Below are 13,764 nucleotides of genomic sequence, written 5' to 3' on the forward strand. Positions count from 1 at the left end.
AATCGGTGCAACCACTTTGCTAAAATATATGTCAATCCATAAATTTCTCTCTCATATTTTACCAAACAGGTTGCAATCTAATTTCTAAGGGATATTCATTATCCCTTTCGTTGTTTTAGGGGACTTCTTTTCTTTCCACAGCAGCGGTCAAAGCAAAGAAGCAAAAGAAGACCGCAATATTAAAATTGGATTTTCTACCATTGCTAATTACTCTATTGGCTGTGTTTTCCAAACAGAAAAGCCTTCAAAAAGATGTTCAATGTTTTCAAATTCTATAAATGCAATTAGTTCTTTTTTGCACTGTCCTTTAAATCGCCTGAAACACCCAAAACTTTTCAGAGGTATTTCAGCTAATTGCCCTATGGTATCAATATCCAAAACCTCGAACATGCTATACATTCTTTTACTGAAAGGGAAATGGCTTGCAATTAGTAACTTATGCTGGTCAATTTCAATTTCAGTTTTACTTTTCCTTTTTTTGATTTGCTGGGTCTCGCATTTAAAGTCGTATTTTAACTGTTGTAATTTTTGCTTATAGTCATCAATTTCAGCAAGTAACTCCGTTACGCTTTTTACTTTTTTATATGTTCTTTCGAAAATTTGGCGGACGTTTTCACCAGTGACCCCATAAATGGACGCCACTTCCTGTAGTGTCATTTTTTCTATCAGGAGCTTTTGCAATACATCATATTCCTTTTCAGAGAGTACTTTTCGGGACATTTCGATATAAAATCTATTGGTACGTGCTATTACATCTTTCATAGGAATGCATTTAAATTACTTTATCACTGAAATAATATCCTCTTTAGTGAAGTCTTTTTTCTATATTTTATTTAAAGATAGCAAGGTTTATGGAGTTATCCAATGTTTATATTATAGATACGTCTGGAAAACATTAAATGAAACAACCCGAAGATCGACTTCGGGTTGTGATTAAATGCAAATTTTTATACTATAAACTTAAACGAATACTTGGCAGTTAATCGCTGCTGTTAAACTCAAAGCTCAACTGCCTTTCGTTCCCGAAATTATCCGAAATCCATACATCAAAGGATTGGGAGACGGTGGAGTTCGAAGTATAATACAATCTGAATTGCTTAGCCCGTAACGGATACAAATCGTTGGGCAGATAAGGTGGCGCATCGTTATACTGCAAAGTTCCTTGTCCGTCAAATTGGAAGTAACGAATAAAGTATTGTGTGTTACTATAATTACCGGTTGGCTGTATTGTCAGCCTAATCTCTACGGTATTGCCATTAGCAATTTCTTTGGGTACGGGCATCACCTTTAACTCAAAAGGGAAATTATTTTGTATTTCCAGTTCGTCTTTGCTACAGGATGTAACGGAGCTCATCAGGATTGTCAGCAATACATACATTGGCAGTAATCCTATTCTGAATCTATTAAAAAATGTTATCATTGTTTTATATTTTAAAAGTTAATCCTCAATCCCAGACCCGCTGATGGTCGGAACAGTTCCAGGTCCGTACCCCACAAAACTTTTGTACGACCCTGAAGAATCAACACAAAACGGTCGGACAGGTATGTTTCAAAAGACAGCCGTCCGCCTGCGCCGTATATGAAATTGTCCTCAGTCAGTATTTTTGCCCCGTCATACAACAAAGCTTCGCCACGGTTAATGCTTTCATAACCAAGTACACCAGTTATTGCTGCATTCAGGGTAATATTCTTACGGGTATCACCAAGCAGGAAGAAACTGTAACCACCTTCTGCTGTGTATGTTTCCTGTGGTAAGCGGAGGTTTTTATACGCATCATACTGGTACGTATATTCCAATGCCCAAAGCTGATAATTACCATTTTTACCGTTTACGGTCATACCGATATTGAGGTAGTAGTTCCTGCCGGGATAGTCATCGGATAAGGTTCCTGCGTTTACTTCCAGTCCTTTCTGTTTAGGCAGCATTCGTTGTGCCTGTGCAATAGTGATGCCTATAAGGACAAACATCATCGTATAAATATACTTTTTCATTTTTCTGTTATTACGTTTAATGGATTACTAAAATTTCAGGTGCATATCGTTAATCAAACGAGCCTTGATCAAATCGGAATTTTCTACCTGAAGTGTTTGATGTCTGCCCCCATTCTTCTCGAAAATCTCAATCAATAACACCTTGTCATCGGCAATGGTAAACTGGTCCAACAGGAACACATTTTGTTCTGTTGTTTTTCCTCCAATCTCACTGAGTGGCTTGTAAGTACGTAGTGGTGTCACTGGTCTTTCCTGTACCACGGTTCGCTTGGCAATCTTTTTATCCATCACTTTGAAATTTATAAAATCAATCTGAAAAGGAACATTGGTACGGTTTCCGAGTTCCGTATGGAAATAGTATTTACCATTATGGATGTAAATTCCCTTCAGGATAAACTGTATGCCGAAACTTTTCGCCCCGATATGCTTTACAATGCTTTTATCGTTTTTGTAAATTGTTTCCAGTAACAAGCCTGCCAGAGATGGTGAGTTGTTACCCAACTCTTCAAAAAGCACATCACTTCTATTAGCCTTGTCCACTGTCTTTTGAATTGTTAGCAGGTCATAACTCAACACCTCCGGGGATGAGCTGTAATGCACATTGAAGCTGTAAAAATGGCCGTCATTGGTAATTACCGAAAAATTGGTTTCCGGTTCAAATTCTTTTACCGATGCTTTTACACGTAGTACATTTTCGGCATCTTCAGCTTTTCCCGCAATCAGATATTCACTGCCCAGATCCACGTAGCGGATAGCGGTCGGGAAAATCAGATGCGAAGTCTTGTCATAAGTAACTTCCATACAGTACGGTTCTATCGTACCCAAAGCAAGAGGAGTTTTTGCACTGTCCTGTGCAAAAGAGGATACGGCAAAGCCAATGATCATGGTAAATGCCCAAAAGGTTTTTAAGTAATTTTTCATTGTTTAATTCTATTTATGTTTAACATTATTTTTTGGAAACAAGGAACAGTTGATGCCCTGCCTTTAAGGTAACTTTCGGTGTCTTTACTTTTTTGGAGAAATAGCCCGAAATGCCCTGTATTACACCACGGCTCAAATCAGCGGCAACCTGTTGTCCTGCCGATTGGGTAAGCATCAGGCTCGTCCCGGATTGCTGGCTCATATTGCCAGCCATTTCAGTAAGGGCATTCATTTCTTGCGAATAGGGCACATACAAACCATGCTGACCGTCAAGATCATAAATCGTAATATCAACGGGGATGATGTTTCCGTCCAGTTCTATGGAAGTAACTTTGAGCTGTAAACGTCCTCCCTCAAGTTTGGCATTAGCCGTTAAAATTGTTCCTTTGGGAATGATAAGATTAGGCGTTTGGGCGGGTTCCAGTAACCGTAAGCGTACTCCAGTTTCACCGATAATGGTCTGCGTTTCCTGTACACAGGCTTTTATACTGTTTTTGGGTTGTACCACTTGTTCTAAAGCACTGGTAGTATAAAAACGGCTGTTCTTGTTTTGACTCCAATCTGCTAAAAAGGCACTATCGTTAGGCTCACGGTACAAGGCGGATACAGTGTTCTTTCTTGTTGAAGTGAATGCCACAAACTGCTCTTTTTGTGCAGACGAAGACGACTTAGAAACAGCACCATTGGAAGATACAACTTCTCCCATATTTGTACCTGAAGGAAGATATTTTGCAGCCATCTGATAGGATTTCTCCATCAATGCCAATTGGTTATCTACTGATACTCCCGCAGGAACGTCTTTCTCAGCCAGTTTTTCCTTTAATTCCTCCAATTGCTTGCGGAGTTCCTGCGATTCAGAATTATCGTCCTTATAGAAAGAACCTAATGTGCTTTGCACATTGCGGTAACTGTTCAAAGCAGGATTACTTTGTTTTCCAGATCCGTTGGCACTGCTGTAGCTTTCTTCCTCTTCAGGCAGCTCCTCTCCCACTTCTCCTTTTTCGTCTGCATTCCAGTAATCAGAAAGAGATGTGAGAGCGTTCCGTTTTTCCTGATTCTTACGCTCCAGCATTTCCTCCTCGTATGCCGTACCTTTATCGTCAGGCATTCCTGCACCAGTAGCCTGAGGTACGACCTCGTTCAGTCCGATTTTATCGATTTCCTTTTTCTCGGAAGACGGTTTAAATATCAAGTACATACAGCCGAGGAAAACAACACCCATCAAACCGAAGATGAGGGGCTTTTTAAGCTTTTGGGCTTTGTTCTGTGTACTGTCTTGCACATCATCGGTTTCTTTTAGGTTACCATCAGTTACCCGAACAACCGTTTTTTTATTCTCATTTTCTTTCATAAATCTTATTTTTTTAAAATTGTTGATAATGTGTCCTTCAAGTGTGCGGGACTTCCTTTCTTTTTGAGAACAGGATTTTCGATATGCTCGATGGCCATATCGTTATTGGACTTGCTGGTATCATACCATACTTTGAAAATAGCCACTGCGCTAAGCAACAGATACCCCGCAAAAAAGTAAAGCGTGTACTTGTGCTGTTTTCTTAAAGGCAATTTTCGCCAATGTTCATCCAGTTTCTCAAACCACTTGTTCATATCAGTTCGTATTTTTTTCATATCCTACGTTTTAGCGTTCAATGACCTCTATATCTTTGTTTTCCAAAACAGCAAACTTTTCGATATTGAAGCCCTGCGGGTTATTATCCGAACGGACAGAGTTCACAAGAAAACAGGAAGTAAAAAGATTACGTTTGGTCACATTACTAGAACGGATGATGAACTGTCTGGCATAGGTGCGTACCGAATAGGGATAGGTGTCGAAATTGCAGACCACACTATCTACTTCGATACGTTGCTGTACGTTGCCCGATATTATACGGTTGTAATATCCCTTTTCCGAAAGGTCTTTGTAATAATCAAAAGCACTTTTATCGGCAAGGTTAAACGCCCGGCTCATATTACTTTCGATAGCATTCTTATCGGGAGCCAGCGTAAAGAACAGTTCGTGAAAACGTCTTACATGTTCCCTTGCTTCGACCGGACGGTTGATGGACGCATCCTGTGCAAGTGCCAGCATCAGTGATTTGCCATTGTCCAATACATAGATCTTCTGGCGTTGTTCTTCTGCAAAGCGGTAGGATTGCCATACTGCATATCCTGCAACACTGATGCAGAGAACGGCAAATACAAGAGCGTACAACCTGATTTGGCGAAAACTGTTTTCGATATTTCTTAGCGTTTTAAATTCCATTTTTTACTGATTAATCGTTCTACATTATTTGAGTAATTGCCCGCCGATATTTCCTGCTGCCGAGCCGGCTCCGGCTCCAGCAATATTTCCGGCTTTCATTGCGGTTTGGTTTACATTACGAGTAAAATTCCCTGCCCCACCAGCCTGAATAATCCAGCCTGTCACGGTCGGAATGGTAAAATATCCCACAATGCCAATGATCATAAAAATCACATATACGGTATTTGACGTATCGGGAATGAAAGTCGGGTCAGCAAGCATTTCGATATCCCTTTCTATAATCAGAGATTGTATCTTAGCAAGCATGCAGCTGAACAGGTCGACAACGGGTAGCCATAGATATACACTAACGTATCGGGTAAGCCATTGCGAAAGTGTGGATTGAAAACCATCCCAAACCGATATAGCAAAAGCTATCGGACCCAAAATAGACAGCACAATCAAAAAGAAAGTACGTATGGTGTCAATTACCAGAGCAGCTGCCTGAAATAGAATTTCCAGTAATTCCCTGAACCAGTTTTTTACAGACTGCTCAATGCTGAACATTCCTCTTTCCATATACATCCCTGACATCGTGACCAGATCAGATGGTGACCAACCCAGTTCTTCCAGTTTTTTATCGAATTCTTCGTCCGATACCAAATAGGCGTTTTCAGGATTTCGAAGCATGGCTTCCCGTTCCAACAGGTCTTTTTTTGTCTGCAGGTCGTTCAGATCAAGCACCTGATTTTCGAGAATGGCATGTGTCCCCTGTACCACTGGGCTTAGCACTGCATTGATAGTTCCAAGTACCATGGTCGGGAAGAACATAATACAAAGGCCTAATGCAAAAGGACGAAGCAAAGGGTACATATCAATAGGCTCTGCCCGGCTTAGTGCCTGCCATACCTTAATAGCTACATAGAATAAGGCTCCCAAACCAGCTACTCCTTTAGCCACTGCCGCCATATCGGCGGACAGTGGTAGCATCTTATCATACAAGGAGCGCAGAACCTCGTGAAGATTATCAAATTCCATAGCTTACCAGTATTTTTGGTTAGCTGTTCCATAGAGGTCTAGTACTCTTTTAGTATTGTTCTGCTTTTTTGCCCTAAGAAAGCTTACGGAAATATTTTTGTTCGTGTAATAGCGTACAAGGCTGTGGTATTCCTTCACTTCTTTGTACACACGGTCAATAATATCCATACGCTCTTTGTCATTCAATGACAAACTGGAAGAGCTTACGATCTGTTTGAGTTCTTTCAGCAGTGCTGTACTTTCGTTGAGCAGTGCTGCATAACCATTGGCGATAGCCATCAATTCCTGGGGAGAAAAATTGGGATCATTCATCATTTTGCCAAAATTCTGAACATACATTTCGGAAACATCGCCAACCAGCAGTACTGTCTGCTGCACCTTACGGGCATCTTTCACCAAATTGTTGACAGCTTGCAACTTATCATAGTATTCTTTGCCCTGTTTATATACCTTTTCCACTTCCTTGAAATTTTTAATAACATTGGATACCGTGGATGAAGTCTGTACCATTTCATTGGCACTGTTAACAATTCCCTGAGCCAGATTTGTGGGGTCTGTAACCACCCATTGGGCTTTTGCGGACGGTGCTACAGCCAACATTAGTGCTGTCAACACCATGAATAGTATTTTTTTCATTGTTCTTCGATTTTTAAATGATTAATAATTGTATTTACTTTTCTCTTCTTTGTAGGGCTATCCGTTTGATAGCGTGCTCTACATTTCCATCTAGTTCACCGGCAAGCTTCATCACTTCCATTTTCTCCGTTTCCTCGGTGGTATAGGCGAGATATTCTTCAACGGACACTTCTGTGGCATAAACTGCAGAATGGGTTCCACCCAAACCAATCCAAACTTCCTTGTAGAGCCGTGATGGGTCATTATTCATATTGATCGAAAGTACCTGTGCCTTTTCTTTATCAGACAAGCCAAGCATTGCCTGTATGTCATCAAACTTGTTCATGTACTTGCGCTGGTCGAGCAGGATTTTACAATCGGAATTGTTGATGATACTTTCCTTGACGATGGGTGATTGGATGATGTCATCTACCTCTTGCGTTACTACTATGGCTTCTCCGAAAAACTTCCTGACCGTTTTAAAGAGGTACTTTATATATTCTGCCATTCCCTCTTTAGCAATCGCTTTCCAAGCCTCTTCAATCAGAATGAGTTTGCGGATACCTTTCAATCTTCTCATCTTGTTAATGAACACCTCCATGATGATGATGGTCACAATTGGAAAGAGAATTTTATGGTCTTTGATCGCATCAATTTCAAACACAATGAAGCGTTTGGAAAGCAGGTCTAACTGTTTATCAGAATTGAGCAGGTAATCGTATTCGCCTCCTTTATAGTAAGGTTCCAGTACGTTCAAAAAATTAGCGATGTCAAAGTCTTTTTCCCGAACCTGTTTTTCTTCCAATACCTTACGATAATCACCCTGCACGTAATTATAGAAACCATTGAAAGAAGCATATACATCATCCTGTTTGATACGCTCGATATAGCCACTTACCGCATTGGATAATGCCACTTCTTCGGAACGTGTCGGTGGTTCATCGTCACGTTTCCAAAGTGTAAGTATCAGGGTTTTGACACTTTCTCTTTTCTCTATGTCAAACACTCCATCATCGGTATAGAATGGATTGAAGGCAATGGGATTGTCTTCTGTGTAAGTGAAGTAAACCCCGTCTTCGCCTTTGGTTTTTCCTTTGATAAGTTCACATAATCCCTGATACGAGTTACCCGTATCTACCAGCAGAACGTGTGCGCCTTGCTCGTAGTATTGCCTAACCATGTGGTTGGTAAAGAAAGATTTACCGCTTCCCGAAGGACCCAATATAAACTTGTTTCGGTTCGTGATAATACCTCGCTTCATCGGCAGGTCGGAAATGTCAAGATGGATAGGTTTTCCAGTCAGACGGTCTGCCATCTTGATACCAAATGGTGATGGCGAATTATGATAGTTAGTTTCTTCAGTAAAGAAGCACAATGCGGGTTCAATGAACGTGTAAAAGCTTTCTTCACTTGGAAAATCTCCGGCATTTCCAGGCATTCCTGCCCAGTAGAGCGTAGCCACATCGGTGGTATTATGGCGGGGTTTGCATTCCATCAGTGCCAAAGCACTACCGCTATCATTCTTTAGCTGTTTGAATTCGCTAGGGTCATCCGACCAAGCCATAACGTTAAAGTGTGCCCTGATGGACGACAGTCCAAAACTGTGTGCTTCGTTCAGGTACCGCTCTATCCATTCTTTATTGATCTGGTTGGCACGACTGTATCGAGCCAGTGAGTGCATATTCCTTGCGGACTTCTCAAACTTTTGCAGGTTGTCTTCGCTGTTATCCAAAAACAGATATTGGTTGTAGATATGATTGCAGTTTAAGAGCAATCCCACTGGAGCAGCAAACGATAAACGGCAGTCACTCCGGTCGGTAGATAGTTTTTCATAACGGGTATCTGCTGATACAGTTGAAGGCAGATCGTCCGTATCGGATAAAGTGTGCAGGCACAATCTTTTGTTACCAACGCGCACTTCTTCAGCTCCGATTGCTATATCCTGCATTGGTGTTCCGGCTTCCCTTGACAGCGTTAGATATTGTTCCAATAATCCTTGTTTTTCATCCGTACCGATGATGTCTTCTTCCGTTAGGCGTCGTAACCCGATAAATCCGCTGTCATTTGCAATACGCTCAAACTGTGCAACCGCTTCCATAAAACGATGAATCGCTTCCTTATCCCTGATTTCTTTTGGTATGAGAGCACCTTTACAAAGCGATGAAAAATTACTCTGCGTACGCATTCTTTCCTTAGTGGTTTTGGTCAGGAACAGGTAGCAATAATGGTTAAGAAAAGGAAGTTCGTTAAAATGCTGTTGGTAGGATTTGCCCAAAAAGCTCAAACCATCACCCGTAATGTCGGGTGTATAGTTTTCCTTGATGTACCAGTCCTGTTTATGGATAACCGTATAATCAGGCAACGTCTTGATGGCTTTGTGCCAAGCAGAATGAATGGCTTCATATTCCGCAGAAGCCACTGTGAACAGTTCCGGTAAACGCACTTCAAAACAGGCCGTAATGTCTGCATCCTTTGACAGGATACAATTGTTTTCCACCGCTAGTAAGGGAAACTTATTTTCCAACGTTGTGGTTTTGGCTACATTCCTCATACGGCATTCGATTTAGGGGTGAACTTTAAATAGCGATGTACAGGCTTGCGACAGATGATGTAACGAGGATGTCTTTTTCTTGCACCGATTTTCATCAGCCCATGTTCTCCATACTTTTTGTTCAGTGAAAAGGTCTGCCATACTATCAGCGAAGCACCGCCTGCTCCAAGCAACAGGCAGATGTAGGAATTGACCCCGACCATGTAAAGTATCATGACCAGAATAAGCGTTCCCAGCAGTCCGCCTGCGAATATGAACAGGTATTGTGCTTTCAGGCCCTTAAATTCTACCGTTCTTCCGATGCCTTTGTTGATATTGTAATTCATAAGGCAAGGGATTAAAGAAAGAATGAACGCAAAATGGTAGCCGCAACAATCAAGAAGATACAGGCACCAAACCAGCTTGCCGCCGTCTTGCTTGTGTCGGGATCTCCGCTACTGAACTTGCCGTACACTTTAACCCCTCCAATGAGACCTACCACGGCTCCAATAGCATAGATGAGTTGTGTGGCAGGATCGAAATAGGACGTAACCATTTGAGTGGCTTCGGTGATACCAGCTGAACCGTCTCCCTGTGCCATCGCACCCAAACCTGTCAGCATTACCATTGCTGACAGCAGGATTCTTTTTCTTTGTTTTTTCATGATTAAAACACATTAAATTGTTATTGTCTTCCCGTACTTTACGGGCTTTCGGAGACAAAGGTGTTATGAAAATTGAGGTAGTCTAACAAAGTGGCAGTTAAAGGAATTGTTTGGAGGTGAGAGGCTTATTAAGCATCAAAATGTAGTATATTAGCCAATCTTAAAAAAAATGAAATACTTATTTAACAACTTCTGACAAAAATATTTAAAGGATATATGGCTGGAACAAAAACAATACAAGAACAACACACAGCTGGACCACAAGCAATAGGATTTGACTATCAATTCTATTACTTTATGCTTTTAGCACTTGATCTTACATTCGGTCAAAAAATTGGATTTGAAGTTAAGGATGATGTACATATTGACAAAGAAGATGGAACAACAGTATTATATCAAGCAAAACATACAATCATAAAAAATTCAAAAGGTAATCCTCAGAATTTAACGGATTTGGATACTGACTTATGGAAAACTTTATCTAATTGGGTTGATTTTATTAATGCAGATAAAAGTTCCGATTTTCTTAAAAAACATACATTCATTTTAGTCACAAATAAGAGTGAAAATAACAATGATTTTATAACTACGCTTAATACATTCAAAGAAGATAATGATTCTGATAAAGTGAAATTGAAAATAGCTGAATTAGGGAACAAAACTCAAGACGAAACGTTGAAGAAATACTTTAAAAATGTTTCCAAATTAAGTAAAAGTAAACTTGAACTATTTTTAAAGAATTTGACGATAGAAACCGGTGAAGATGAAATTATCGATAAGATTAAAAAAAGAATACTTGAAAAACACTATCAAGAAAACTTAGTTGAGCCAATATTTGAAAAATTATCATCAAATTTGAATTTATCAAAGTATTTAGAAATAAAAGCTGGTCAAAGATTTGAAATTTCAGGTGAAGATTTTGGAAAAAAATTTGGAAAATGTTTCAAGATAGCAACCGATATTAAACCCCTACCCAAAAGAGAATTTCCTGTTTTACTACCTGATGATTTAGAAAGTCAGATTTTCATACAGCAATTACTTGACATAGGCGAAGTGCAAACAGGTTCAAATGATATTAGGAATTACACTACCCAAATGCTGAAATTTTTAAATCATTTTACTTATTGGTCTGAGGAAGAAAATTTCATTTTACTTACAGACATAGAAGAATTCAAAAATAACAGTATCCTAATATGGATAAATGAATTTAAAGCAAAATATAGACAAATTGAGCGTCAAATAAATAATGGTTATGCCATTGAGGATTTAGAAGATGATATTAAAAACTTAGGCGTCGATTTAGTTGACTATATCAGAAAACAAGACTTGTCAATACCTGGATATTCAGATTTGGGTATTGAATTTAGCAATGGACATTACTACGCTCTATCAGACAAACTTGAAATTGGATGGCATTTTGATTGGGGCAATAAATACAAAAAGGAATGAAAGAAATCTACTATGTATATAATAACGAAGCAATTGCAAGTTGCATATTTTTATCAATATTGAATAATATCGACAGATTAGATATTGCTCGTTCTTGTTTGGTTTTGCCATTCTTATTGGATGATAGAACAGTTAGTTATTTGTCCAAAAATCAAGATATGGAATTAGAGGATATGATAAAAGAACAATCCCGTTTGTTTACATCGTTTAATAAGAGGTATTTATCACTATTGCCAGTTACAATTAATTCTTTGACAATATTAAATACTAGCAATCAAATAAGTATAGGAAATGAAATAATAGCGACTACTCAATTATATTCAAAAGATGAAAATTTAGGAGAAAGATTTACTAAAATAGAGGGAGTAATTCCAGAGTTTTTATCAATGATAGAAAATTATTCTACCATTCAACTATACAAAATCTTAAAAGTACAATTATGAAATTTATACTTCACGAAATAAAGCTTTGGTTTAAGGACGAAAATACGGAACCTAAAAGCTATCAATTTTTACCCGATAAAGTGAATGTCATTACAGGGGATGCAACCACTGGAAAATCAAGTTTCTGGAGTATAATTGACTATTGCTTATTGTCAGGAGACGTAAATGTAGCAAATACAATCAATGATAAAGTATTATGGTTTGGAATACATTTTACAATAGGAGAAAAAGAAATATCTATAGTTCGCAAAACACCAAGTAATGGAGCGGTTTCATCGGAAGTATTTTTTAATTGGGGTTCATTCCCAAATAACCCAATAAAAAATAAAGAAATTGCAGAGATTAAATCAATTTTAGATGAAAAATTTGGAATTACCGATACATTAAGATTTCCTTATGGAAAAGAAATGGGAAAAACATCATTCAACATTTCGTTTAGGCATTTTTTATTATTTAACTCGATTACTGAAGATATTATTGGTGCCTCAAAAACATATTTTGACACTACATTTTATGGTAAAGAAGAATATGACAATGCTTTAAGTCATATTTTTGATTTGGTGATTGGAGTAAATGATATGAAAAATATCAAAGCCAACGAAAGGCTAAAAGAAATTGATACTGATTTAAAAAAAATTAAAAATCAAGAAAGAAATAATCAAAATAACACAAAGAATTTTGAAAAAGAAATATTTAACCTAATTGAAAAATGTAAAACACAAAAATTCATTGAATATTCTGATTCTTTCGATAATGTAGATGATGCAATCTTGACGATTAAAGATATTATTACTAACACAAAGAAGGTTGCAGAAAATTCAAAATTATTTTCGGAAATTAATCTTTTGTACAAAAACAAAAACGGACTACAAGCACAGCTTAATGCTATAAGTCAATATCAAAGAGAATATGATCTATATAAAAAGAACTTAAATAAATCTGCTGACAGCTTACAACCTATAGAATTTTTAAGTCAAAAATTATCAGACCAATTAGTAGATTCATACGAAACAAAACTTTTTATAGAGTCATTAGAATCTTCTTTGAAAAAAATTAAAATTAATCTTTCAAATAAAATTACCGAACCCTTGAAAGTTACAGGTGATGTTAAGGAGTTACGAACGCAAATTCAGGAAATTGACAAACGAATAACTCAACTTAATGATATTAAGAAAAATCATCAATCAGAAGGACAAAAATTCATTGAACTAGGGAGAATAGAAATTATACTCGAACAAATATTTAAAGGTAAAATAAATAAACCTATTGATACAATAAAATTGAATAGTTTGAATGAAGAAAAAGCTCGTTTAGAAAAAGTTCCAATAAACAATAATCAGATAAAGTATTTGATGAAAACTCAGTTAGACGAGAGTATTCAAAGAAACTACAATCAATTAAACTCACTACCTACCTATAAAAATTACACAACGAGATTTGATGAGAATGAAATGATTTTGAAATTGTATCCACCTATAGATCAATTTCAATTTCCTTTAGATAACGTTGGAAGCAAATCTAATTATATGTTTATGCACTTATGTGTTTATTTAGGATTACACGAACACATAATAAATATAGAGCAAGTACACGTCCCTCAATTTTTATTTATTGACCAACCAAGTATTCCTTATTACACTGGAGACAATAAAAAAGGAAATGATGATAAAACAAAACTTATTGATGCGTTCACCTTGTTAAATTCATTTATTAATTATTTAACAACTCAAAAAAATACACATTTTCAAATTTTTATGGTTGAACACGCACCTAAAGAGTATTGGATCGACAACAATTTATCACATTTTCATACTGTAGATGAATTTATAGACGGGAAAGGATTAATTCCAAAAGAAATTTACAACAACTAACT

Annotated in this window: 15 protein-coding genes; 3 read left to right on the forward strand and 12 right to left on the reverse strand. The window is 37.7% G+C overall.

The window, feature by feature from the left end:
* Positions 1 to 207: 207 nt before the first annotated feature.
* The 12 genes from E0F89_RS06130 to E0F89_RS06185 all read right to left on the reverse strand — a co-directional run bounded on the left by E0F89_RS06130 (position 208) and on the right by E0F89_RS06185 (position 9,999).
* Complete coding sequence (locus tag E0F89_RS06130; protein ID WP_131908971.1) at positions 208 to 762, reverse strand: sigma factor-like helix-turn-helix DNA-binding protein; 555 nt, start codon at positions 760 to 762, stop codon at positions 208 to 210.
* Between the two features lie 217 nt (positions 763 to 979).
* Entirely contained in the window at positions 980 to 1,420 is a 441-nt protein-coding gene (locus E0F89_RS06135) for a DUF3872 domain-containing protein (RefSeq protein WP_131908972.1), read from the reverse strand.
* Between the two features lie 11 nt (positions 1,421 to 1,431).
* Positions 1,432 to 1,992: a conjugal transfer protein TraO gene (locus E0F89_RS06140; RefSeq protein WP_131908973.1), complete on the reverse strand. Its 561-nt coding sequence runs from the start codon at positions 1,990 to 1,992 to the stop codon at positions 1,432 to 1,434.
* 27 nt (positions 1,993 to 2,019) lie between these two features.
* Complete coding sequence (traN, locus tag E0F89_RS06145) at positions 2,020 to 2,913, reverse strand: conjugative transposon protein TraN (RefSeq protein ID WP_131908974.1); 894 nt, start codon at positions 2,911 to 2,913, stop codon at positions 2,020 to 2,022.
* A 25-nt stretch (positions 2,914 to 2,938) separates the two neighbouring features.
* Positions 2,939 to 4,264, reverse strand: coding sequence for a conjugative transposon protein TraM (gene traM, locus E0F89_RS06150; RefSeq protein ID WP_131908975.1), 1,326 nt, complete (start codon positions 4,262 to 4,264; stop codon positions 2,939 to 2,941).
* Between the two features lie 5 nt (positions 4,265 to 4,269).
* Positions 4,270 to 4,539: a nitrogen regulatory IIA protein gene (locus E0F89_RS06155; protein ID WP_207915784.1), complete on the reverse strand. Its 270-nt coding sequence runs from the start codon at positions 4,537 to 4,539 to the stop codon at positions 4,270 to 4,272.
* Between the two features lie 10 nt (positions 4,540 to 4,549).
* Positions 4,550 to 5,173, reverse strand: a complete 624-nt coding sequence (traK, locus tag E0F89_RS06160; RefSeq protein ID WP_131908976.1) for a conjugative transposon protein TraK — start codon at positions 5,171 to 5,173, stop codon at positions 4,550 to 4,552.
* 24 nt (positions 5,174 to 5,197) lie between these two features.
* Entirely contained in the window at positions 5,198 to 6,190 is a 993-nt protein-coding gene (gene traJ, locus E0F89_RS06165) for a conjugative transposon protein TraJ (protein WP_131908977.1), read from the reverse strand.
* A 3-nt stretch (positions 6,191 to 6,193) separates the two neighbouring features.
* On the reverse strand, positions 6,194 to 6,826 hold the full coding sequence (locus E0F89_RS06170) for a DUF4141 domain-containing protein (RefSeq protein ID WP_131908978.1): 633 nt from the start codon (positions 6,824 to 6,826) through the stop codon (positions 6,194 to 6,196).
* A 34-nt stretch (positions 6,827 to 6,860) separates the two neighbouring features.
* Positions 6,861 to 9,356 carry a TraG family conjugative transposon ATPase gene (locus E0F89_RS06175; RefSeq protein WP_131908979.1) on the reverse strand — a complete coding sequence of 832 codons (2,496 nt, stop codon included), beginning with the start codon at positions 9,354 to 9,356 and terminating at the stop codon, positions 6,861 to 6,863.
* The gene (locus E0F89_RS06180) at positions 9,353 to 9,682 is read right to left on the reverse strand and encodes a DUF4133 domain-containing protein (RefSeq protein WP_131908980.1); all 330 of its coding nucleotides are present in this window, start codon (positions 9,680 to 9,682) and stop codon (positions 9,353 to 9,355) included. Before E0F89_RS06180 ends, E0F89_RS06175 begins: the two co-directional genes overlap by 4 nt.
* 11 nt (positions 9,683 to 9,693) lie before the next feature.
* Complete coding sequence (locus E0F89_RS06185) at positions 9,694 to 9,999, reverse strand: DUF4134 domain-containing protein (protein WP_131908981.1); 306 nt, start codon at positions 9,997 to 9,999, stop codon at positions 9,694 to 9,696.
* A gap of 216 nt (positions 10,000 to 10,215) precedes the next feature.
* Here E0F89_RS06185 and E0F89_RS06190 point away from each other — a divergent pair, with 216 nt between their 5' ends.
* The 3 genes from E0F89_RS06190 to E0F89_RS06200 are packed head-to-tail and all read left to right on the forward strand — an operon-like array spanning position 10,216 to position 13,762.
* Entirely contained in the window at positions 10,216 to 11,448 is a 1,233-nt protein-coding gene (locus tag E0F89_RS06190; RefSeq protein ID WP_131908982.1) for a hypothetical protein, read from the forward strand.
* Positions 11,445 to 11,891, forward strand: coding sequence for a three component ABC system middle component (locus E0F89_RS06195; RefSeq protein WP_131908983.1), 447 nt, complete (start codon positions 11,445 to 11,447; stop codon positions 11,889 to 11,891). Before E0F89_RS06190 ends, E0F89_RS06195 begins: the two co-directional genes overlap by 4 nt.
* On the forward strand, positions 11,888 to 13,762 hold the full coding sequence (locus tag E0F89_RS06200; protein WP_131908984.1) for a DUF3732 domain-containing protein: 1,875 nt from the start codon (positions 11,888 to 11,890) through the stop codon (positions 13,760 to 13,762). Before E0F89_RS06195 ends, E0F89_RS06200 begins: the two co-directional genes overlap by 4 nt.
* Positions 13,763 to 13,764 lie beyond the last annotated feature (2 nt).

It is taken from the genome of Flavobacterium caseinilyticum (assembly GCF_004349085.1).
Taxonomy (GTDB): Bacteria; Bacteroidota; Bacteroidia; order Flavobacteriales; family Flavobacteriaceae; genus Flavobacterium; species Flavobacterium caseinilyticum.